Raw genomic sequence first — 22,208 nt, 5'->3', positions numbered from 1 at the left:
GCATTATATTTATTTAAATTAACATTTCCCCTGACCCAAAACGATAATCCCTGTTATGGTACGCACATCGCTATTCCTTACATTATTCCTCTTTTCCTGTTTTACCGCACTGGCGCAAACTGCCCGCCAGGCTATCAATCAATATACATTCGCCCGGCTGTACGGTTACGTCCGTTTCTTTCACCCGTCTGATGCCGGAGTGGTCACGGATTGGGACGCGCTGGCCATTTACGGGGCGCAGGCGGTGGATGGCGCTAAAAACGCCACAGAACTGAAAACTGCGCTGGAAGGCATTTTCCACCCCATCGCCCCAACGTTGCGGATATACGAAACCGGCAAACCGGCGCTGGGCCCATTGGAAGCGCCCCGGGATGCGGACCGCATGAAAGTGGTGATGTGGCAGCATAGCGGGTACGGCCCTGGCGGGGGGATCTACAAATCCATCCGGACCAACAGCTACAACTTCCAGCCGAAGGCTGCAGGGCCCGCGGGCGGGGCAATGAAAGCCGAATTCACCGGTACGCTTTTCCCCATCGACCTCGCCGCCGGCACCTTCCTGCACAAAGACCTCGGCAATGGCATCACCATCGATATGCCGATGGCGCTTTGGGGCGATGGCAAAACGACCTTCCCGGCCACAGACACCATTGCCGCCAGGGCCCTCAGCCAGCAGCGCGCCGCCGGCCTCCCAGCCCCCCTCACGGGCGAAAATCTCTACCTGCGCCTGGCCAACGTCTGCATCACCTGGAACATCTACCAACACTTCCACCCCTATTTCAAGGAATGGACGACCAACTGGGACCAGGACCTCCAAACCGCCATCGCCGACTGCTACCGTGATAAAACCCCTGCCGATTTCGAGCGCACGCTGGCACGCCTCAATGCGCGCCTGCACGACGGCCATACTTTCGTGTCCGGCCCCCAGACATTCGCAGACCGCCGCTTCCTCCCCCTCCAGCTGGCCTGGGCGGATAACAGTCTTGTGGTGACGGCGGTGTTTACCCCCGATACCAAAGCCAGGCGCGGCGACGTCATTACCGCAATCAATGGCATGGCTACGCAGCAATACCTCAAGCAACGGGCTGCCCTCGTATCCGCAGGCAGTGCCAACGCCATGATGCGTCAGACGATCAGTTCGCTGTGCGTGTCCAAACCCGATTCCAGCCTTCAGCTTACTTTCCGTTCGGGACGCGGGCAAACCTGGCGGGAAAAGGTCCCCTTCAGCATTCCGGCAAACGAATATTATGGAAAACTGCCCAACACCCGGCCCGCGGCATTCGATTCGCTGGGCAACGGGATCATTTACCTTGATCTTTCCCGCCTGGGCTGGAACGAAATGAAAGGGAAAATGGACGAGATCGCCGCCGCGAAAGGCGTGGTGGTAGACCTGCGGGGCTATCCGAAAGATGAGAACGGATCACAGCTCATCGGCCACCTGATCACGAAAAAAAATAAAGACAAATGGATGCATACCCAGCGCATCGCACGGCCCGATCATGAAAATACCGGATGGGACAGCTTCGGCTGGAACCTGTCCCCCAAAAAACCGCACATCGCCGGCAAAACCGTTTTCCTGACAGACGGCAGCGCCATCAGCTACGCGGAATCCGTGATGGGATATATCAAAGATCAACACCTCGCCACCATCATCGGCGAACCGACGGCGGGCGCCAACGGCAACGTGACGGACGTATCCCTTCCCGGCGGGTATAGATTCCGCTATACAGGCATGAAAGTTACCCAGCACAACGGCGCGCAGCATTTCACGAAAGGCATTACGCCCGATATCCTGATCGCGCCCACCATCAAGGGGATCATCGACAATAAAGATGAGCTCCTGGAAAAAGCCGTGGATGTCATCAAAAACGGACAGTCTACCGTAAAAAGCGGGCGGGAAGCCAAATAAACGCTTCATAAAAAGCAAAAGCCCCGCGGAACGTGGTGTTTCGCGGGGCTTTTTTTGTAAAGTTCATCTGTCAGGCATCCGAGATGATCCGGTTGTTCCAGGCGTCGAGGTATTTCTCCAGCACATCCAGCGGCATGCAGCCATATTTGATGATGGCATCGTGAAAATCGGGCAGGCTGAACCGTTTGCCCTGGAGGCGGCTGTATTTATCCCGCAGCGCTTTGATCCGCAGTTCCCCGATTTTGTAAGACAGCGCCTGTCCCGGCCAGGCCATATACCGTTCCACTTCCGCCGTGGCGGTGGTTTCGCTGATGGATTCGTGGGCCATCATATAGGCGATGGCTTCCTGCTTCGACAGTTTCCCGGTATGGATGCCCACATCCACGACCAACCGGATGGCGCGATGGATCTCGTTGTTCAGGGCGCCCATTTTCTGGTAGGGATCGGTGTAGCAGCCAAGCTTCTCCCCGAGCGATTCGCAGTACAGCGCCCAGCCTTCCATGTAGGCGTACAGGGCATTTTGCCGCTGAAACGCGGGCAGGTCGCCGTATTCCTGTTGCAGAGAAATCTGGTAATGGTGACCGGGTACCGCTTCATGGATGAACGTACATTCCATTCCGTAAAAAACCGTGCTCACCTTATTGGCGTCGGGAATGGGAACGAAAAATATCCCGGGACGGTTTTCCTTGTAATTCCCCTTGATGTAAAACGGCCCGGCTTGCGAAGCTTCACGGTAAGCATCCACTCTTTTAATGATAAATTCGGTTTTGGGGCGATGATGGAACAGCTCATGCAGATGCGGTCCTATCTTTTTGTAAATCCCGCGATAGGCGTCCAGCACCTGTTCCGGCGACGTGAACGGCCGGAAACGCTTGTCTGTCCGCAGAAAATGGAAATATTCCGGCAACGTGCCGCTGAAGCCCGTTGCGCGCTTGTTCTGCTCCATTTCCCGGGTAATGCGGTCCACTTCCTCCAATCCCGTTTGGTATACCTGTTCGGCGGTCAAATCCGCGTTCGTCGTGTATTGTTTGATGAAATACCGGTACATCCCATCTCCGCCGGTCAACGCGTGCAGCCCCGGTTGGTCCTGCGCGAAGGGTAGATAGTCGTTTTCCAGGTACTTCGCCAGTTTTTCGTAGGAACGCAACACGTATTGGGGCACTACCTGGCTGTACAAAGCCCGCAAGGCCTGCTTTTCCGCTTCGGAAAATGCCGCCGGGAAATGCCGGAGCGGTTCGTAGAAAACACTTTTGGCCGAATCCTTTTCCGCCAGCTCCGTCAACTGCGGGATCATTTTCACGACCAGCGCTTTGGGCAACACCACCCCATGCCGCTTTCCTTTCCCGAAATTCGCGATCGCCGTATCCACCCAATCGCTGAACGCGATCATCCGCTTCGACCACTTCCGGTAATCTTCCGGTGTATGAAACGGCTGAGGACCGCTTCCGGAGCCAAACAGCGCCAGGTCCAACGGTACGGAAGCCGTGAATTGATTGAAGGGGAGGTATTCCAGGTGCAGGGCCAGCCCTTCCAGGTTGGTTTGCAGGGTGTATTCCAGGATATCGTAGGAAATCCGGTCTGCTTCGGTCAGCTTGCTCCTGTTGAACTGCCGCAGATCGCGCAGACAGGCCCGGTAAAAAATCGTTTTCGCCGCCCGAAACTCGCTGGAACCGTCGTTTTGTAACTGATCGTCATAAGTGTGGATACCATCCGCTGTAGCCTGAAGCGGGTTGAAAAAGCATTCCTGTTCGTAATACCGTGCAAACAAATTCTCCAATTTCTTTTTGGAGGACTGCGCGCTGAGCGCAGCGGAAAAGAACATCAGGAAAGAAACAATAATAAATGTGCGTTGCTTCATGTGATAACTGTTACTGAATTCGGACTTGATCGTCCAAAATTAGCACAGCTCCCGGTCCTGGAATTGTACCGTATTAGCCTGACGGCATTTATAGCTTCCGGTATTGATTCGGGGTGATCCCCAAGAACCGTTTATAGGTTTTGATGAAATGCGCCTGATCCGAAAACCCGCAGTGGTGGGCGATTTCGGTCAGCGAATGTTTCCCGGAGCGGATCATCGACAAGGCCTTTTCTATTTTGATCTTCCGCAGGTAATCCCCGATCGTAAGCCCGAAATACCGGGGGAAATATTTTGAAACCGTTACGGGATGCAGGTCCAGCGTTTTGGATATCTCCGTCAGCGAAAGCGGCAGGTCCCAGCTGTCGTACAGTAAATCCCTGATCCTGACCGTCCAGCCGGGATGTACGGTTTTATCCCCGGTTCCCGCCGGCGCCAGCAGTTTGAGGCATAGCTGGTGAACGGACAGGGCGCTCACCTGGTCGTTCAGGTAATGTTCCGCCATGATCTGCACGAGGCCGCTGGTGTTCCATTGCACTTCCGGCGCGCACATCCAGGATTCGCCGGGCACGTCCATCCCGTATTTATCGAAGAATGCCGGGGTAAATTCCAGGTTAAAGATGCGGGTGCCTTCCTGGTAACCGACGTTCTGGTGCGCGATACCCGGATAATAATACAAAGCTGCGCCCGCGTGCTGGTTGGCCGCCCCGTCTTCCCGGACTTCCCGGCTCCCGCCGGACAGGATGTGCGAGAAATGGGGGTTTCGATGACAGTGCCAGTCGGAAACCATATGGTCGCCGTAGCGGGTTTCGGAAGAAATCACCCCTTCGAATACGAATTGGCTGGTTTCCTTTCCCACATACGTTCCCGTATTGAATAAGACTGGTTTCGTGTGCTGCATGGTTGATGATTTATCCATCTGCCGGAGGGCAAAGCTACGAATTAATCAAAAACCGTTCCGGCACGGCCGGTTTGCATTTCGGGGGACAGGCCGCCACGGGGCAATGACTGCCCGGAAGTGCCTGCCTCCCTTGTAAAATTTGATGTAAATTGTAATCCTTACAACACGCAACGTAGGTAACCGAAAATTCTTTCGCATGGAAGGTAAAGCCATATCTATCCGGCCGTTCATCGGCGCAACGGATTTCGAAGTATCGAGCAGTTTCTACAAAGACCTGGGCTTCCGGGAAGTGGTACTGTCGCCCGCCATGTCGCTTTTCACGGCCGGGAAACTGGGTTTCTACCTGCAACGCGCCAACGTCAAAGACTGGATCGACAATACGATGATCTTCATGGAAGTGGACGACGTCAGCAAGTTTTGGGAATACCTGACCGCGCTCGATCTGCCCGGCAAATACCCTTCCGCGAGGTTGGGCGGGATACGGACGGCCGACTGGGGCCGGGAATGCTTCGTGCACGACCCTTCCGGCATCCTGTGGCATTTCGGGGAATTCTCCGCCAAAACGAATTAGTTTCCTGCCATGGCTGTTACAGGTCCACCAAACCACTCCGTTTGTTACAGCGGTTCATCACCTGTACCTGCCAGCGATAGTTGGGGTAATTCGCTTCCAGGCTTCCGCGTGCGCCTTTCCCGGGCACGCAGTTTTTGATGGTTATGGCCACCACGCCTTCGTTCACCGTACCGGAAATCAGCGACACGCTGTAGCCGTTGGCGGCAATTTCGAAACGGGGGGCGCCGGGGCTCATGAAATACAGGCGCACGGGGTAGCAGGTTTGCGTCATATCGCAGGCGCCGCTGCCGCCGTAGGGCAAAATCCCCGGGCCATCGGCCTTGAACGCAACTTTAATCCGGATACCATTGCCGTTGGGGTCGCAATCCATCGTAACGCCCGTGATCACGGGGGCCGTGCCGCAGGGCGGGATCACGATCGCGGAAATAGTCCGCAGTTTTTGCTGTTGGTAGTAGACGTCGATGTTGGTAAGCTGATCGGCCGCCTCCTCGTGCGATAACGTCAAATCAAAATCCTGGCTGCCTTTCAGCATGGTGTAGGCTACCTTGGTATTGGAGTTTTGCAGGGTTACGTCGTTGTAGTTGACCGGGATCGCCCTTCCGTCTTCATTCACCACTTTGAACGTCTTTTTCACGCCGGAGTTGAACGTTGCCTGGAAAGGAACATCGCTTCCGTCGGCCATTACCAGCTTCGGTTTGATGAATTTGAGGGTGATGTCGCGCGTGGCGCTGGGGTTCCAGTTATCCCCCGAAAAAGCGTACCGGGCCGTCAGTTTGGTATACTTTTCATATTCGGGCAGCGTTTTCGGGTTGAGCCGGAATGTGACCATGCCATTGGCGGTGGAGGTCATTTTCGTTTCCATGTAGACGGCTTCGCTGGTGCCGGGAATCACAAAGGCCATGTCTACCCCCACCGGTTGTTGGGTGTAAGGCAGATTCGTTTCGTTATCGATGAGGGTGAACGTGAGCTTGATCTCGTCGCCGGTAACCTCGTCGTAATCCAGCAGGGAGCCTTCTGCGAAGGGCTTTAGCGACACATCCGGCATGAGGGCCGCTTTCAGTTCGGCGATCGTGGCGGCGAGGCTCTTCAGCAGGCCCGCCATGATGGTTTTCTCGAATTTATACCCGGAAACTTTTCCCTGGATGCTTTTAAACAGATTGTTCAGCTCGCCGTAGCGGGCCTCCAGGCTTTTCAGTTCTTCTTTTTTGTCCTGCATATTGCCGGCATTCCTAACCGATTCGATGCCCTTTACGATAGCGGCTTTGATAGCGGCCAGCGTGGGGTGCGTATCGTAAGCCAGGCCGCCGCACTGGAAATAATCGAGGGTATTGTCGACCGATTTGCTAACATCGTCAGAAGGTTGCGGCTCGATGCAGTTGTAGACCCGGTCGCCTCCTTCCCCTTCCTTCAATGCGCTGAGCCCGGCGGTTTGTTTGCCGTTCTCGAAATAGGATTTCACCAGAACTTCCGCCGTTCCCGTTCCCCAGTTATAATTCAGTATCGACATCACCGAGCGGGTACGTGAAATATGGTTCATTTCCACCACGATGCTGCCCTTTTTGCCGTTCAGCATGGTGTACATCCGGCTTTTGGAGACTTCGGGAAACATTTCGGTCACCAGCAGTTCCGTATTCCCTTTTTTGGCCAGCACGGTGGAGGTCAGGTATTGCATTTTACCGTTGGCGTCGATCTTCCCGTAACCTGCCAGCGTATCTTCGTTGTATGCGATCTTGAAAACGAGTTGATTGGCCGCGTTCGGCGTCAGCTTTTCTTCGATCAGCACATTCCCCACGCCGGCCGTGATACCATTGTTGTACGCCGCATCGGCTTTGCGTTTTTCCGCCAGCGTTACTTCGGGTGTGGAGGGCGTGCTTTTCTTGCTGCAGGAAGTGATGATGCCAATGAGCAGCAAAACACATGAGAATGATAAACGTGGTAGGTGCATAAGGACAGGTATCGGTAAACAACGGCAAATGTAGCCCCGGCATCGTCCCCGTCACATACCCAGAATTAAGTATTTCCGGGTTATTCGAACGAAACCGCGTTCGCGCGTTCTTCCTTTCGCACACCGGCCGGCAGCGCCATCAGCATCCCCGCCACGACCGCCATGCAAACGATACCGGCCGCCAGCCCGTTGTCCAGCGCCAGTTTGTACCCGGCGGCAGATTCACTGATAACCGAGTTGTAGAAGATACCTCCGATGATGCTGATTCCCAGCGCCGAAGCGATCTGCTGGAAAGTCGAAAAGATACCGGCCGACAGGCCCGCATGGCGCGGCGGAATACTGTCCAGCACGATGTTCAGCAGGAAAGGCAGCACCATGCCGTTGCCCAGACCGTACAAACCGATGAGCGCGATGTTCAAAAAGGGCATGCGGGACGTGGAGAACATTTTCATCTGTAAAACGAAGCTGACGAAAATGATCCCCAGTCCTGCGAGCAGCACTTTCTTCCCGTACCTCACCAGCCATTTCGACGCCAGCACGGAGCTCCCCATGAAAAGGACCGCATGCGGAATAAAATACAGCCCGCATTCCAGTGCGGAAACACCCAGTCCGTTTTGCAGGTATACCGCCACCATGAGCAGATAGGCCGTGTGGAACATGAAATGGAAAAGCACGGCCAGCAAACCGATATTGAAATGCCGGTTCCTGAACAACTGTGTATCCAAGAGCGGATGGCTGCCGGCGGCGGACTTTTCCTTCTGCCGGACGAAGAACACCGTCATGAGCGCGCTGCCGGCAACGAGCGCAACCATGCTCCAAAGGGGCCATCCCTGCTCCCTGCCTTCGGTGATGGAATAGATGCAGCAGCCCAGGCCGCCTGTCAGCAGCATGGCGCCCGGATAATCGAAACGGACGCCGGTTTGACGTTCGGTTTCCGGCAGGTATTTCCGGATCGCCCAAAGCGCCAGGCAGCCAACCGGTACGTTGATGAAAAAGATAAGCCGCCATCCTTCAATAACGGTGCGGGTTTCAGCGAGATAGCCCCCGAGGATCTGGCCAATGATGGCGGCAATGCTCAACGTGATGCCGTACCAGCCGATGGCTTTGGCGCGCTCCCGCTGCTCCGGGAAAAGGTCTTGTATGAGAGCGATGGACTGCGTGACCATGAACGCCGAGCTCACGCCCTGCAGGAACCTGGCGATGTTCAACTGTAGCATCGTTTGCACCGCTCCGCACAGGCAAGACGTTACCGTGAAGCAAAGCATCCCCAGGAAAAAGACTTTCCTACGCCCCAGGTAATCGCCCGCCCTGCCGCCGATGATGAGGAAACAGGCGCTCCCCAGCAAATAACCCGCTATCACCAGTTGTATTTCTCCCTGCGTGGCGCCGAGTCCCGATTTGATGGTGGGAATGGCGATATTGATGATGAAAATATCGATCACATATAGCAGCGGCGCCGTAAGGATAACCAGCAATACCCACCATCTTGTATCTTTTGTACCCGTCATGTTGTTTCCGTTTTAATTGACGAAGCAAAATTACCGGCACGCCTTTCCGCTGGCAACCGGTAATCGGACAAGTATTTTTTTGGGCGGGAGAACCCTGGCAAAATGCGGTGCCCCCCGGCGACCGATTTTACCCGCAACCGCCAGGCCGGCACGATCATTCTCGGCGTAAAGGGCGCTACGTCCCTTACCAACCTCTTCATGGGCTGTGTGGCCAAATAAATCCTCCAGCGCAACGGCCTGCCCGTTCTCCTGCTGGTGAAGCCTTAAATCCGGTTTTTATGGCCCGGATGGCGGCGGACCGCGCAGTTGCCCGGTATTTCACGTACTTTTGCGCGATGAAGCATTCTTCCCTTTCTATCGCCGATATCCTTTCCAACTTGCAAATCGGGGCTTTGAACGACATGCAGCAGGCATCGCTGGAAACGAACAGCACCAGCGATGCGGTAGTGTTGCTGGCCGATACCGGTTCCGGTAAAACGCTCGCTTTCCTGTTGCCCCTGGTGCAATCGCTGAAAAAGAACGAAAATGTAAGCCAGGCCATGATCATCGTTCCCGCACGGGAACTGGCCCTGCAGATAGAAAGGGTTTTCAAAAGCATGAAAACCGGATTCAAGGTCACCTGCTGCTATGGCGGCCACCTGCGCGAAACGGAAGAAAACAACCTGAAGGAAGCGCCGGAGCTGATTATCGGTACGCCCGGCCGGTTGGGCGACCACATCCGCAGAGGCAATATCAACACCGCGCATATCCACACGCTGGTGCTGGATGAATTCGATAAATCGCTGGAAGAAGGGTTCGAAAAGGAAATGGCCTTCATCATCGGCTCCCTGCCCGCTTTGAAGAAAAGGATCCTCACTTCGGCCACCGAAGCCCTGGAGATCCCTGATTTCGTAGGACTGGAAAACCCCACGGAGATCAATTTCCTGAAAGGAGAAAAATCCCCCGCCCTGGCCGTGCAGATGGTCAACAGCGACGAGCCCGATAAATCCGAAACCCTCTTCCGCCTCATCTGCGCCCTGGGCAACCGTTCCACCATCATATTCTGCAATCAGCGGGAATTCGTGGGCGAAGTGAGCGGGATGCTGAAAGACAAAGGCATCCTGAACGTGTTTTATCACGGCGCCATGGAACAACAGGAGCGCGATGCCGCCCTTTGCAAATTCAGGAACGGCAGCTCCAATATCCTCGTTACCACCGACCTCGCCGCCCGCGGGCTCGACATCCCCAACATCCGCTACATCATCCATTACCAGCTCCCCCATACGAAGGAAACCTTCGTGCACCGCAATGGCCGCACCGCCCGCATGGAAGCCAGCGGCACCGCCATCCTCATGCTGGCGCCCGGCGAAAAGGTACCGGATTACATTTCTCCCGCCCCCGAAGTCATCACCCTGCCCGCCAAAGCCGTATTACCGCAAAAACCGGATTGGACCACCCTGTTCATCGCGGCCGGCAAAAAAGATAAAGTGAACAAAGTGGATATCGTCGGCTTCCTTTCGCATAAGGGGATGCTGAAAAAGGAAGATATCGGCATCATCGAAGTGAAAGATTTCTTTTCCTTCGTGGCCGTGCGCAAGTCCAAAGCCGGCGCCACGCTGCATTTGATACAATCAGAACGGTTGAAGAACAAAAAAGTGAAGATCAGCGTAGCCAAGTAATTCGCTACAATTTTACCAGCCCGCTTTTACCAGGTACATAACGAGGCCTGCCCTCGTTTTCAGCCGGGCTTTTCGAAGAGGCTGATGCGGCAGCTTTCCACCGGCGGCTCCCTCCCACCATCGGCAGCGCCCGCCGCCTCCCATCTCCCATTAAAAACTTTCCACTATATTTATACAGTACGAGGCGCCCCGCATGATAATACACCTACTTACACGCCGCACACCTGATTACCTGGCTATCATCACCATGGCCCTGCTTTGCTGCGCCATGACCGCCTGCCGGCGCACTTCCGGCTCCCCCGCCTCCCGCAAGGTCTACATTGCACAATCCGGCGGCCGGTACACCATTTTCAGGGACGGCCAGCCCTTCACCGTCAAAGGCGCGGCCGGCACCGGGCAGCTCGCCGCTCTCAAGGCTGCGGGCGGCAACACGATCCGTACCTGGGACACCCTGCAGCTCGGCGCCCTGCTCGACGAAGCCCAAGCCAACGGCATCGCCGTCATCGCCGGGCTGTCTATCCCCGTCAGCAGCACTTTCGGATTTTACCGGGACACTGCCGCCGTTTCGGCCCTTTACCGGGCTTTCGAACAGATCGTGGAGCGTTATAAAAACCATCCGGCCCTACTCATGTGGTGCCTCGGCAATGAAGTCGATTTCCCTTACAGGCCGCGCTTCCGGCCGTTTTACAAAGCGTATAACCGGTTGCTGGCCATGATCCACAAGCGGGATCCCGATCACCCCGTCACCACCGCGCTCATCAACTTCGACCGGCGTAACATCTATAACCTCCGCTGGAAAGTGCCCCAGCTCGACCTCATCTCCATGAACATATTCGGCGAACTGCCCCAACTGCGCACCGGGCTGCAGCAATTCGCCTGGTTCTGGGACGGGCCTTTCCTTATTACCGAATGGGGCATCAACGGGCCCTGGGAATCCGAAACCACCGCCTGGGGCGCTCCCATCGAAAATACCTCCAACAAAAAAGCGGAACAATATCTTCAGCGGTACACGGAACACATGCCAGTGAACGATCCCCGCTTCCTCGGCGCCTGCGTGTTCTTCTGGGGGCAGAAGCAGGAAGTGACGCATACCTGGTTCAGCCTGTTCTCCCGGACCGGCGAAACGTCCGCCACCGCACAGATCATGCAATATATCTGGACGGGCCATGAACCTCCGCACAAGGCGCCCGATCTGCGGTTTATGCTGGTAGACGATAAAGGAGCAAGAGATAATATCCTGGTAGCGCCGGGTACGACCCATTCCGCCACATTGATCCTGGAAAGCCCCCGCCACGATTCGCTCCGGTTAACATGGGAAGTGTTGCCGGAAGACTGGTTCATCCGCTTCCGGGGCGATGTAAATCCCCGGAAACCGCCATCGCTGGACAGCCTCCTGGTTTCCCGCGAAGGCATGAAGGCGACCTTTCGCGCACCGTTGACGGAAGGGCCATACCGTATATTCGTTACCGTACATGATGCGTACGGCAATTTCGCAACCGCCAATACACCATTTTATGTTATAGCGCCATGAAGGGAAAACTGGAACCGGTAACACCGCCATCGAAGCGGGAAATGTTTACGCTGAGGCTCATGATCCTGCTCGGCACCGCCAGCATCGGCGTGCTGCTGATCGTCCTGTTCCGGCGCACGCAGATTAGTTACGCCCCGCTCTATTGGGTGTTGATGGCAGGCATCACCTTCAATTGCCTCGCCATCCTCCATGAGTGGTACCATTATGCCGCCATCCGCGTGCCGGCAACGCCTGAGCCGCAACATCCCTTCACGGTAGATGTGTTGACCACTTACTTCCCCGGTGAACCGTACGAAATGATCGTCGAAACCCTCACCGCCATCAGGGCCATGACATACCCGCACACCGCCTGGCTGTGCGACGAAGCCAACGACCCCTACCTTCGCGAAGTCTGCGACCGGCTGGGCGTGCGGCATGTGACCCGGACCGTCCGCAAAGACGCCAAGGCAGGGAATATCAACAACGCGCTGCAATACGCCACGGGAGAGCTTTGCGTGGTGCTCGACCCCGACCATGTGCCGTCTCCCGACTTCCTGGACGCCGTAGTGCACCATTTCAACGATCCCGGGATCGGGTTCGTACAGATCGTTCAGGCGTACAGCAACCTGGGAGACAGTATCATCGCCAAAGGCGCCGCCCAGCAAACGTTCCAGTTCTATGGCCCCATCATGACCACCATGAACAGTTACGGCACCGTACTGGCCATCGGCGCCAACTGCACCTTCCGCAGGGCCGCGCTGGATTCCATCGGCGGGCATGCCGCGGGGTTGGCGGAAGATATGCATACCGCCATGCAATTGCACGCCAAAGGCTGGAAATCCGTTTATGTACCCATCGTGCTGACCCGCGGGCTCGTTCCCAATACGCTCTCCGCCTATTATTCGCAACAGCTGAAATGGGCGCGGGGCACTTTCGAGCTGCTGGTCACCTCCTACCCGAAGCTGTTCCGGCAGTTCACCTGGCTGCAAAAGATTCATTACGGCACCATTCCGCTGCATTACCTGGCAGGGGTCGTATTTCTCATCAATTTCCTGGTGCCGGTGATTGCGCTGGTGACGGGGTATATCCCTTTCCGGGCAGACCTGGTGGAGTTTTCGCTGTTCGCTTTCCCCGCCATCGCTTCCATCCTCCTTATCCGTCATTATGTGCAGCGGTGGGTGATGGAAGAAACCGAACGCGGGTTTCATATCGTGGGCGGATTGCTGTTTATCGGCACCTGGTGGATCTATCTGCTGGGGCTCGTCTATACCATCGCGCGGAAAAAAGTGCCTTACCTTCCCACGCCGAAAGACGATTCCGGGCCCGACGACTGGCGGCTGAACATCCCCAATATCGCTATCCTCGTCATATCCCTCGCAGCCATCGTTTACGGGCTGAATTATGACTGGAACCCCTATTCGCTTTTTATGGCGGGCATTGCAGGCATCAATTGCCTCATCATGATATTCAATATCATCGCCAGCCTCCCGCTGCGGAAAATCCCCGCGAAGTACGGTTGGGTAAAAACGATACTGATCGTGCCGCTCCTGTTGAAAAGGCAATTCTGGGTCTTCCGTCACCTGCACCTGTATTCCGGCATCCGCAAACTCGGGCTGCCGTTATTGCTGGCCGTGATCGGCCTGAGCTGGTATTTTACCTCCGGATATAACGATGCCCCCGGTGTGCGCCTCATTCCCCGGCAAGATGTTTTCTATTCCGGCGCGTACAACCCACCGGGCCAGGGCATGCCGCGCATGCAGATTACTTCGCTGTACATTGCGTGGGGCAATGGCCCGGAGCACCTCCTGCCGGATTCGCTGGCGGCGGTATACAATGGCGGTTCCATTCCCATGGTCACCTGGGAACCGTGGCGGTCGAAGTTCGGGCTGCGCATAAATGGCTTGAAAGACGAACAGAAAATCATGTCCCTCATCCCCACCGGCATTTTCGACAGTTACCTGGAACGGTTCGCCGACCAGGTGAAGGCACTGGACCGGCCGCTGTTCCTCCGGTTTGCGCATGAACCCGACAATCCCGGCTATCCCTGGTCGCCCGCAGGCGGCAATACGCCGGAAGAATTCCGTGCGGCATGGCGCTATGTGCATACGCTGTTCCGCCGCCGCGGAGCGGTGAACGCCATTTGGGTCTGGAACCCCTGGAAGGCGGCCCATGCGGCATCCTATTTCCCGGGAAAGGCGTACGTAGACTGGATAGGCGTTACCGTTCTCAATTACGGGCCGCAGCATGGCGGGAAGGGTTGGAATAGTTTCGAATCGCTGTACCAACCGTTCGACAGCCTCCCGCTTTTCCGATCCGGACTGCCGGTGATGATCGCTGAAATGGGCTCCATCCCGGAGGCGGGCAACCAGGAAGGCTGGTTCCGCGATGCGTTCCGCGCCATCCGTACGCGTTTCCCCAACATCCACGCGCAGGTGTTTTTCAATACGGCGCACGACACGAACGTGCCCCAGGGCGATACGGCGAAGTTCCTGGACTGGACCATCCGCCAGCCCGGCCAACTGTTAGCCGCGCTGCGGGAATCGCCCCGGCTCTCGGCGCCCCTCGCGCAGATTCCGCCTATCACTACGCCCGCATCGGAAACCGATCTGCCGGTACGCTACAAATTGCCTGGCAATATCCGGGGGCTTATTTACCAGAAAGGGGACAGCTGGTTCAGGAACCGGTATGCCCTCACGCGCCGCGAAGCCGCGCAAGACATGCAACTGATGCAGCAACTGGGTGTAAATACCATCCGCCGGTACGGACCGGGCGTGTACGACCGGAATGTGCTCGCGGAAGCCGTCAGCCATGGCATCCGCATCCATTTCGGGTTCTGGCTGCCCGACGTCAGCGACATGGACAGGGATAGCGCGGCGCTGGCGCGGATGGAGGAAAACATCCTCCAAACCATCGTCCGCCGCCGCAACGATACCGCCATCACGGCGTGGCACCTGGGCAATAACGCCTGGCAGCGCCTGGCCACGCAGCATTACAAACCGGCGTTGCTCTACCAGCAGCAACGGTACCTCCGCTGGATGGAACAACTGGCCGCGGCCATCAAAGCCGCCGACCCTTCACGGCCGGTTACGACGGACGTGCTTTTCAACCCCGGCACAGCGCCTGAAATGGCCTGGCTCCGGCAGCAGTTACCCGCCATAGATGCGTTTGGCCTGGAAGCCTCCAGCGATACCACCGGCCTCAGCACCCTGCTGGCCGGAAACGTCCCCTGTTTCATCAGCAAAATCCCCGTTGCCGCCTACGCCAAGCTGCCGCCGGCACCGGCGTTCCTCACTACCCTGCAAGACCAGGAAACGAGGGACGTCGTGACTTTCGACGGCCTCACCGATCATAACGGACGGAAAAAAACCGATTGGCACCTGCTGGCGAAGCTTTGGAAACAGGCCCCGGCTCCACCGCCATTGCCGGCCGTAAAAATACTCAGGCCTTCGCGTACCGTTTTGCCCGGCAGCCAGCTTACCTACAACGTGCTGTTAAGCGCAGGCGCAGGCTGGCGGCTGCCCGAACCCGGGAAAGACAGGTTGCGGTACGAATGGTACCTCGTGCAAACGGACCGCTACGGGTATCCCTTCCAACTGCAACGCGTCGGCGAAGGCCCGCTCCTCAAGCTCACGATCCCCGGCGAGCCCATGCAGTACCGGCTTTACCTGGTCGCTACCCGGAATGGCAGCGTAACTACGGATTATAGTCCACTGAACACCCCGCTTTTCCTGCAAAACAGGAACCCGCGATAACGGCCCCCTACATTGGTCAACTTGGTTGTCTGATCAAAAAAACATACGAAGTTGTCAAAAGTGATCTTTTTTGTCAGCTAACGCTCATCTTACATTTACATCCGGAAATCCGGATGAATCGACGCATGGCCAAATGCTACCGGCCTGCGGATATCCTGTGACAAACCTTTATACCTCCAGCGAACCGGGAGCCGTGTAAACTATTGGCCCAGCCAAAGCAAGTACCTAACTAAGCACATAACAGCTAATTAAAAAAATATGATTGAATCCCGGGACAACTATCTCGAACTTCTGAAGAACGTATTGCTAGACATGCACCGCATCGGCAAAAATGAATACGTACCAGTATCACAGGTGACCCTGTTCGGCAAGCAAAAAATCTGGGGCATGCTCGACAAATTGATCAGGCCCCGGCGGATGGCCATTTGCAGGGAAGTGAAAAGCTCGCGCGAACAACGGTGGAACGGCCTTGACTGGCCTGCGAACGCGGATTCCATGATAGGTATGAAAAGGATGAACAACATCGAATTCTGCGTGAAGGAAGTGATCCGCAACCAGGTGCCCGGCGATCTGATCGAAACCGGCGTATGGAGAGGCGGCGCCACCATTCTCATGCGGGCCATCCTGCACGCCATGAATGATAAAACCAGGACCGTTTTCGTCGCGGATTCCTTCGAAGGGTTGCCCAAACCAGACGATAAATACGCCGCAGACCGGGGCGACATCCATTTTATTTACAAGGAACTGGCGATCCCGCTCGAGGAAGTCATGCATAATTTTGATAAATATGGCCTGCTCGACAACCAGGTGAAATTCCTGAAAGGCTGGTTCAAGGATACGTTGCCGCACGCGCCGATCGAGCAATTGGCCGTGGCCCGGCTGGATGGCGACATGTACGAATCCACCATGGATGCGCTCACCTACCTGTATCCCAAACTTTCCGCCGGCGGCTTTATCATCATCGACGACTGGGGTGCGGTGGAAGGATGCCGCAAAGCGGTGATCGACTACCGCGAAGCAAACGGAATAACCGATAAAATCCAGGAGATCGGCGATGGTATCGGGGTTTATTGGAAAAGGGAACAGTAATACAGGTAAATGGAATCGTTGAAAGGTGGATGATCGATTCATGTAACATGAAAAAACCGCGCCAGTCCAAGTGATCGGCGCGGTTTTTTAATTTACCCCGTTTACGGAGTGTGGATGCTCCGGCGCGGCGGCCGGAAAACGGAAAGGGGCATCCCGACGATCAAACGTCTATTCTACCTTATCGGCACTGTTCCAGACTTTTATGTCCTTGATCACCCCTTTAAAAGCCTGCGCGGTATCTCCGACGAATTGCAGCGGGAAGAACAGCGTCTGCACTTTCAGCAACGTGTCTTTCGTACCGGCGATGGGGATTTTCTGCCCCCGGAGGCTCTGCACCAGTTTACCGTCTACATACAGGCGCGTGCCCTTATGGTCGCCGCTTACGGCCAGCTGTGTCCATTTGTTGGCAGGTACGGCGTAATCAAACACATAATCATGCCCTTCCCGCGAAAAGCCCAATTTCCCTGTCTGTTGCTGCGTAAGCTTAAATACGGCGTTGGGGGAACTGAATAACACCGCGTTCGGCGTGTTGCCGGCAGCGGGTTTGACGGCGAAGCTCACCGTATAGCCGTATCCGATTTCAGGAACAGGCAAGGTGGCGAAGCTGCGCCCGCCGTATAGATGCAAACCGTCTTTTTTAATGGCTGCGCCGGAAATGCCGACGGCTTTTACCTGGTTGCCGACCGCAGCCTTTTTCCTTTCCGTTTTTGGGGTCACGAACGCCAGCGCCAATCCATCCTTTCCGGACAGTTTACCGCGCATATTCGCTCCGGGGCCTTCGCCGATTTGGGCCGCACCGGCTTCGAATGCAGCATAGGATTGGGAACTGTCGGCACCTTTCCACATTTTTTGAGCGAGCACCTGCATGGCAGGGAACACCCGGTCGTGCACGTCCTTTTCGGTAATACCGTTCCCCACCCTGTCGTTCCACACCGCGAAAGACCCGCCTTTGATCTGCGGATCGCCGTCCTTGAACCGGATATTGTTTACCTGGACGGGTTCCCATTTTTCATATAGCGTCCGCAACCGGAGATAATCGTAATAATAACCGGCGGCGGGTACGATGTATAACCAGGCGTCGGGCGTGGAGATCAGATCATAGCCCAGCCGCTTCATTTCCACGGGATCGGCGTAACCATTGTACCATGCGTTGATGGTAACGTCTTTCACCTTCACGGGCGTGTTGCCTTTGGCATGCGTAAGCGCTCCCCAGATCCGGGCTTTCTTTCCGTAACTTTCCACCAGGCGGATGTAGTGGTCTGTAAAGGCGCGGAACTGCTCTGCCGCTTCTTTCGCATACTCGTCTGTACCGATGTGTACCTCCGGACCGGTGAACACCGGGTTGGGGCCGGATAGGTATTCCATGAACACGCTGTCGATGACGCGGTAGGTAACGGGATTATCCAGGTCCAGATGGTCCATCCCGTATTTCTTGCTGCCGATTTCCGGGCGGAGTTTTGAAAATGCGAGCGAATGGGCCGGCACATCTATTTCCGGGACGATTTTCACGCCGTAGGTATTTGCCAGTTCCTGCAGTTCCCGGAATTCCTGTTTGGTATAGGAGCCGTCTTTGGCCGTCAGGTTGGGAAAGAAATCGCTTTCCAGCCGGAACGCCGCATACGTACTGTCCCAGTTATGGCCGAAGAGTTTGTAAAAACCATTATCGTTGAGGTGGATGTGAAAATCGTTCATTTTGTAGTAAGACATGAATTTCACGTATTGCCGGAGGAAATCCATGCTGAAGAACTTCCGGCCCACATCCAGCACGAACCCGCGTACTTCATACCGGGGATAATCTTTGGCAGCGCCGCAAGGGAAACGGGCATGGCCGCTGTCGCGCTCCAGCACCTGCAACAACGTGCGCGTTCCCCAGAAAACGCCCCGGGATTCCGGCGCGGAGATCTGCAGGTAATCCGGCGTGGCCGTCAGCAGATAGCCCTCTTTTTTCAGCAGCGTATCCGGCGCGGAAAGGCTTAATAAAATATCTCCGGCCACTGCCTTTCCCGTTTTTACAGGAAAGCCCGCACCGTTCGTCAGCTTCCGGAGGTCTTGCTGCAAAACTTCCGCCGTGGCCGATAAGGCCTGTGTAGACGCAGGTTCCAGTACGATCGCGGAGGAAGCGCGCAGGGAGAAGGCCCCCGTGCTCCCCTGCCACTCGCGCAAACCGGGGATCACAAAAGGAGCAGCATTGGTAGTTTGAGACCATGCATCGGGCTGCAACACCCCGAGCAGGCATGTGGTAATCAAAATGGCTTTTATCATACAAAACATATTGGTAGTCGCTTATCATATCGAACGGCATCCTGCCATCCGGGACGACTTTGGTTGAATTCCCGAGAGGCGGATAAACGCCGGCCTACACGGGAACGCAAAGATATTATTATTTCCATAGCTGTTGATCGTCTTTATATTCAAACGGCCGTTCGAGCCGGCCGTCGCCGCGTTTGTCCACCAGGCGGTACACGCCCCCGGCGGGCGCCTTCACTACCGGCAGTTCGCCGTTGCGCTCACAATGTACATCCATGATCTCCAGCCACTCTCCTTCCTCTCCCAGGCGATACAGCGTGTAGGTCCGCCCTTTTTCCACCCAGGCCCGCGCACCGGTATTGAGCTTCGAAAGCTTCATTTCCACCTGATGGCGCATGTTTGGAGCGCATACCCGTTGAATCCCGGAGGAATCCCAGACGAATGGTTTCCCGGCCAGCCGAATCCCTTGCCCCTCGGGCCATGCAGTGCAATACAATATGCCTTTCCCCATTTGCCGGAAGGAAACCGTTCCTCCTGCGCGGACTGCCCCCCAGTATACCGGCTGCCATTCGCCGTAGTTAAATGCACAGATGTAGGCCATTTTCCGGCGAAGCGGCATTGGCATGTCGATGTTGATGTCTCCTGCATCCGTATGGTCGGCCGTCGCATCTTCCCAATGATCGTGTGCGATAGCCGGAAGCAAAAATGAATCGTTTGCGATGAGTGGCTTGATGGAATCCCGCCAGATGTTCACCGGCATAAAGCTGAGCCGGAACACCTTGGCGGCGTGCGACAGCTGGTGCCGGGGGATCGCGCTCATTTTACCGTTCCCGTCCAATGCCGACACTTCAGCGTGTCCGCCGTTTCTACTGCCCCAGTACGGCACAATATCCAGCGCCGCGGGAATGCCGAAACTGCGCAGGATATATACCCCGGCATAAGCCCCGAAATAGCAATTGCCTTTCCGGAGACACTTCATCATGGGGAAAGACATGGCGCCGATGCCTCCCAAACCCGCATCCTCATACGTGAACCAGTTATTGGCCATATCCATCAACGTTAAGGCATGCTGTACCGGATTATCGCTGGACCATCCCAGTCCGAACTGTTGCGACGCCAATACCTTTTTGAGATAATCGCCATGTGCGGCCATAAAATATTCCCGCCAGGCCCCGGGCTCTTCACGAAAAATTTTGTAAGCCAGCAGGTAGTTATGAAGCGTCCGCCGGTCGGCTTTCCGGTTCCAGGCCCACTTACGCATATAAAAATCGTAATGTTCGATATGCGATTTCAGCATACTATTGGTCAAAATACCGGCGTCGGACACATTTTTCGTCGTGACCGCGAGAGACCGGGCCGACAGGAAACCGGCGATGGATGCTTCGCCCTGGATGCTGTCCCAATCCATGGTCACGGGCTCACCCGACATTTCGTCACGAAACTCGTTCACCTCGCTGGACTGGTTTGCGAGCTGCTCCTTGAAAAACAATGCAGCTTCCCTTTTCAACGAGTCTTCCGGTCGAATGGAATATTCCGCAACCAAGCCGTCGATATCGGGGCCCGAACGCGGGCTGCAGGCCGTCGAATATGCGGCAAATCCGGTAACGAGCACGGTTTTAACGAGGCTCCCCCACCGGTTGGGGTACCGGCAACAAGAAATGGCTTCCGGCCAGCCACGCCGTTTTGTAAACATTCCCGACACTTTTGAGAATTTGAAAACTTTTTCCATCCGCTGAAATTTTTATCCCGTCCACACTTTTATCCAGTTCCCCGACCGCCGGCCGCCTATCCCACAATGCCCAACGGATCAATGACCAATAACGGTCGTTCTCGAAGAATAATTCCACCCGCCTTTCGTCCTGATAACTGGCCCAAACCAAAGGCAAAGGGGTAGTCGGATCCAAAGGGGGCAACCCGCCGTGAACCATCCGGGTTTTATTCATATAGTTGATGGCCTGCCGGCTGTCTCCCATCAAACAGGAAGCCTCCGCAAGGTTAAGGTACACTTCGCCCAACCGCAACAACGGCAGAAAATGGTCGGTGCCATCGGTATACCAGACTTTTTTGGTTTCATACAGCAGTTTACGCACGTAATATCCCGTGGGGGTAATTTCGTTGCCATCTCCGCGTGCATGCGTATTGAGATTGCCGCTATCCCTTGTAAATACGATGCTATTGAAATAACGCGATGAATCGTGTACGATGCTCGCATAAAAACGACGGTCCCGGTGCGCATATAAAACAGGCAGGGCATCGTCTTGCCCTGGCCGGAACGATTTGTACCGGCCGGTTTCGTACCATCGCTTCGCCAAACCGTCCGAATCCACGACCAGGTAGGCATCCGTCATATCCTGCGTCGGGTAACGCTTCGACCATCCGTCGAACCTGTCGTGCAACAACGGGCCGTATCCTTTTCGCATTTTCGCGTTGCTCTGGTTTACCACCAGATCCTGCATCAGCGTTTGCTGAAAGGAGGTATAGGCGCGCAGCCTGCAAATGCCGAATATGGTTTCGCGGCTATTCCGGCTGCCGTCGAAGCTGTTAAACAAACCGGCATAGTCCGGATCGAGGCCGTAGGTACTGTCTGAGAGTATCTCCTTTCCCGTTTGCAATGCAAGGGAGAGGTAAGCCGCTTTTTCTTCCGGAACGCAGGCGGCGGCCTGCAATGCCACCCGAAGGACCATGGCCGCTGCCGCCGTTTTGCCCGCCCGAACGGTATTGCGTTCCACAGGAAGATGCTCCATGCTCTTCCGGAAAGCGTCGATCGTAAACCGGTACGTTTCAGCCAGGGTGGCTCTTTTTCCGGCGGGGTGAAAAAGCGGTCCCTCACCGTTGGCGGCAGTCACGAAACCGCCGTAACGCTGGGCCATCGCATAATACACCATCCCTTTCAGGAATTCCAGCTCTGCCTGCAACCGGAGCCGGAAAGGCCTCCCGATCCCACGGTTCTCTTCAACTACCTGCTGCAATTGCCGGCAAATCCCGATTTTACCGGCCTGCTCCCAGTCCCGGGCGTACACGGTATCGATTGCCGCCCGCCCGTACGGATTGTACAGGTTGTCCGTGCGTTCGTCCGTTTTACATGCATCGTAGTACAGCGGGACCAAAACCTCCTGGTAAACCGAGTACACCAGGGCGTCCAGCAACACGCTGTCTTTTTCCAGGACAGTCATAACGCTATCTTCCTGCCGGGCCGATGGCCGAAGCCGGCAAGCAGACCATATAAACAATATGGCCGCCCAAAAACATAGTCCTTTCAGGGATAA

The 22,208-nt window shown here is 55.8% G+C and carries 13 protein-coding genes; 6 read left to right on the top strand and 7 right to left on the bottom strand.

Features of this window, described 5'->3' with window-relative positions; all coding sequences use genetic code 11:
• Positions 1 to 55 precede the first annotated feature (55 nt).
• On the top strand, positions 56 to 1,906 hold the full coding sequence (locus tag EJ361_RS13885; protein ID WP_126246233.1) for a S41 family peptidase: 1,851 nt from the start codon (positions 56 to 58) through the stop codon (positions 1,904 to 1,906).
• 70 nt (positions 1,907 to 1,976) lie between these two features.
• Here EJ361_RS13885 and EJ361_RS13880 read toward each other — a convergent pair whose 3' ends face one another.
• Complete coding sequence (locus tag EJ361_RS13880; protein ID WP_126246232.1) at positions 1,977 to 3,764, bottom strand: DUF885 domain-containing protein; 1,788 nt, start codon at positions 3,762 to 3,764, stop codon at positions 1,977 to 1,979.
• Positions 3,765 to 3,852: 88 nt separating this feature from the next.
• Positions 3,853 to 4,662, bottom strand: coding sequence for a helix-turn-helix domain-containing protein (locus tag EJ361_RS13875; protein WP_126246231.1), 810 nt, complete (start codon positions 4,660 to 4,662; stop codon positions 3,853 to 3,855).
• 196 nt (positions 4,663 to 4,858) lie between these two features.
• On the opposite strand from EJ361_RS13875, the gene EJ361_RS13870 reads away from it, so the two are divergent.
• The gene (locus EJ361_RS13870; protein ID WP_126246230.1) at positions 4,859 to 5,233 is read left to right on the top strand and encodes a VOC family protein; all 375 of its coding nucleotides are present in this window, start codon (positions 4,859 to 4,861) and stop codon (positions 5,231 to 5,233) included.
• 16 nt (positions 5,234 to 5,249) lie between these two features.
• Here EJ361_RS13870 and EJ361_RS25630 read toward each other — a convergent pair whose 3' ends face one another.
• Together EJ361_RS25630 and EJ361_RS13860 are read right to left on the bottom strand one after the other, a co-directional pair.
• On the bottom strand, positions 5,250 to 7,145 hold the full coding sequence (locus EJ361_RS25630; protein WP_164714230.1) for a hypothetical protein: 1,896 nt from the start codon (positions 7,143 to 7,145) through the stop codon (positions 5,250 to 5,252).
• A gap of 113 nt (positions 7,146 to 7,258) precedes the next feature.
• Positions 7,259 to 8,686, bottom strand: coding sequence for an MFS transporter (locus EJ361_RS13860; protein ID WP_126246229.1), 1,428 nt, complete (start codon positions 8,684 to 8,686; stop codon positions 7,259 to 7,261).
• A 278-nt stretch (positions 8,687 to 8,964) separates the two neighbouring features.
• Between EJ361_RS13860 and EJ361_RS13855 the strand changes: the two genes are divergently transcribed.
• The 4 genes from EJ361_RS13855 to EJ361_RS13840 all read left to right on the top strand — a co-directional run bounded on the left by EJ361_RS13855 (position 8,965) and on the right by EJ361_RS13840 (position 16,695).
• A complete protein-coding gene (locus EJ361_RS13855) occupies positions 8,965 to 10,344 on the top strand; it encodes a DEAD/DEAH box helicase (RefSeq protein ID WP_240646632.1) in 1,380 nt (459 codons plus the stop codon).
• 193 nt (positions 10,345 to 10,537) lie between these two features.
• Complete coding sequence (locus tag EJ361_RS13850) at positions 10,538 to 11,875, top strand: glycoside hydrolase family 2 TIM barrel-domain containing protein (protein WP_205687005.1); 1,338 nt, start codon at positions 10,538 to 10,540, stop codon at positions 11,873 to 11,875.
• Positions 11,872 to 15,606, top strand: coding sequence for a glycosyltransferase family 2 protein (locus EJ361_RS13845; RefSeq protein ID WP_126246228.1), 3,735 nt, complete (start codon positions 11,872 to 11,874; stop codon positions 15,604 to 15,606). The genes EJ361_RS13850 and EJ361_RS13845 overlap by 4 nt, the downstream gene beginning before the upstream one ends.
• A gap of 258 nt (positions 15,607 to 15,864) precedes the next feature.
• Positions 15,865 to 16,695, top strand: coding sequence for a TylF/MycF family methyltransferase (locus EJ361_RS13840; RefSeq protein WP_126246227.1), 831 nt, complete (start codon positions 15,865 to 15,867; stop codon positions 16,693 to 16,695).
• Between the two features lie 168 nt (positions 16,696 to 16,863).
• Here EJ361_RS13840 and EJ361_RS13835 read toward each other — a convergent pair whose 3' ends face one another.
• The 3 genes from EJ361_RS13835 to EJ361_RS13825 all read right to left on the bottom strand — a co-directional run bounded on the left by EJ361_RS13835 (position 16,864) and on the right by EJ361_RS13825 (position 22,115).
• Positions 16,864 to 18,957: a family 20 glycosylhydrolase gene (locus EJ361_RS13835; RefSeq protein WP_126246226.1), complete on the bottom strand. Its 2,094-nt coding sequence runs from the start codon at positions 18,955 to 18,957 to the stop codon at positions 16,864 to 16,866.
• A 118-nt stretch (positions 18,958 to 19,075) separates the two neighbouring features.
• The gene (locus EJ361_RS13830; RefSeq protein WP_126246225.1) at positions 19,076 to 20,635 is read right to left on the bottom strand and encodes a hypothetical protein; all 1,560 of its coding nucleotides are present in this window, start codon (positions 20,633 to 20,635) and stop codon (positions 19,076 to 19,078) included.
• Positions 20,559 to 22,115 carry a RagB/SusD family nutrient uptake outer membrane protein gene (locus tag EJ361_RS13825; protein WP_164714229.1) on the bottom strand — a complete coding sequence of 519 codons (1,557 nt, stop codon included), beginning with the start codon at positions 22,113 to 22,115 and terminating at the stop codon, positions 20,559 to 20,561. The genes EJ361_RS13830 and EJ361_RS13825 overlap by 77 nt, the downstream gene beginning before the upstream one ends.
• Positions 22,116 to 22,208: the final 93 nt, after the last annotated feature.

It is taken from the genome of Chitinophaga rhizosphaerae (assembly GCF_003958645.1).
GTDB lineage: Bacteria > Bacteroidota > Bacteroidia > Chitinophagales > Chitinophagaceae > Chitinophaga > Chitinophaga rhizosphaerae.
This window is presented reverse-complemented; position numbering and strand designations above follow the sequence as displayed.

Bases quoted from the DNA above. Each gene is read 5' to 3' on its own strand.
- EJ361_RS13885 (WP_126246233.1), top strand. From the start codon at position 56: ATGGTACGCACATCGCTATTCCTTACATTATTCCTCTTTTCCTGTTTT.
- EJ361_RS13840 (WP_126246227.1), top strand. From the start codon at position 15,865: ATGATTGAATCCCGGGACAACTATCTCGAACTTCTGAAGAACGTATTG.
- EJ361_RS13875 (WP_126246231.1), bottom strand. From the start codon at position 4,662: ATGCAGCACACGAAACCAGTCTTATTCAATACGGGAACGTATGTGGGA.
- EJ361_RS13860 (WP_126246229.1), bottom strand. From the start codon at position 8,686: ATGACGGGTACAAAAGATACAAGATGGTGGGTATTGCTGGTTATCCTT.
- EJ361_RS13855 (WP_240646632.1), top strand. From the start codon at position 8,965: ATGGCCCGGATGGCGGCGGACCGCGCAGTTGCCCGGTATTTCACGTAC.
- EJ361_RS13880 (WP_126246232.1), bottom strand. From the start codon at position 3,764: ATGAAGCAACGCACATTTATTATTGTTTCTTTCCTGATGTTCTTTTCC.
- EJ361_RS13870 (WP_126246230.1), top strand. From the start codon at position 4,859: ATGGAAGGTAAAGCCATATCTATCCGGCCGTTCATCGGCGCAACGGAT.
- EJ361_RS13850 (WP_205687005.1), top strand. From the start codon at position 10,538: ATGATAATACACCTACTTACACGCCGCACACCTGATTACCTGGCTATC.
- EJ361_RS13845 (WP_126246228.1), top strand. From the start codon at position 11,872: ATGAAGGGAAAACTGGAACCGGTAACACCGCCATCGAAGCGGGAAATG.
- EJ361_RS13835 (WP_126246226.1), bottom strand. From the start codon at position 18,957: ATGATAAAAGCCATTTTGATTACCACATGCCTGCTCGGGGTGTTGCAG.
- EJ361_RS13825 (WP_164714229.1), bottom strand. From the start codon at position 22,115: ATGACTGTCCTGGAAAAAGACAGCGTGTTGCTGGACGCCCTGGTGTAC.
- EJ361_RS13830 (WP_126246225.1), bottom strand. From the start codon at position 20,635: ATGTTTACAAAACGGCGTGGCTGGCCGGAAGCCATTTCTTGTTGCCGG.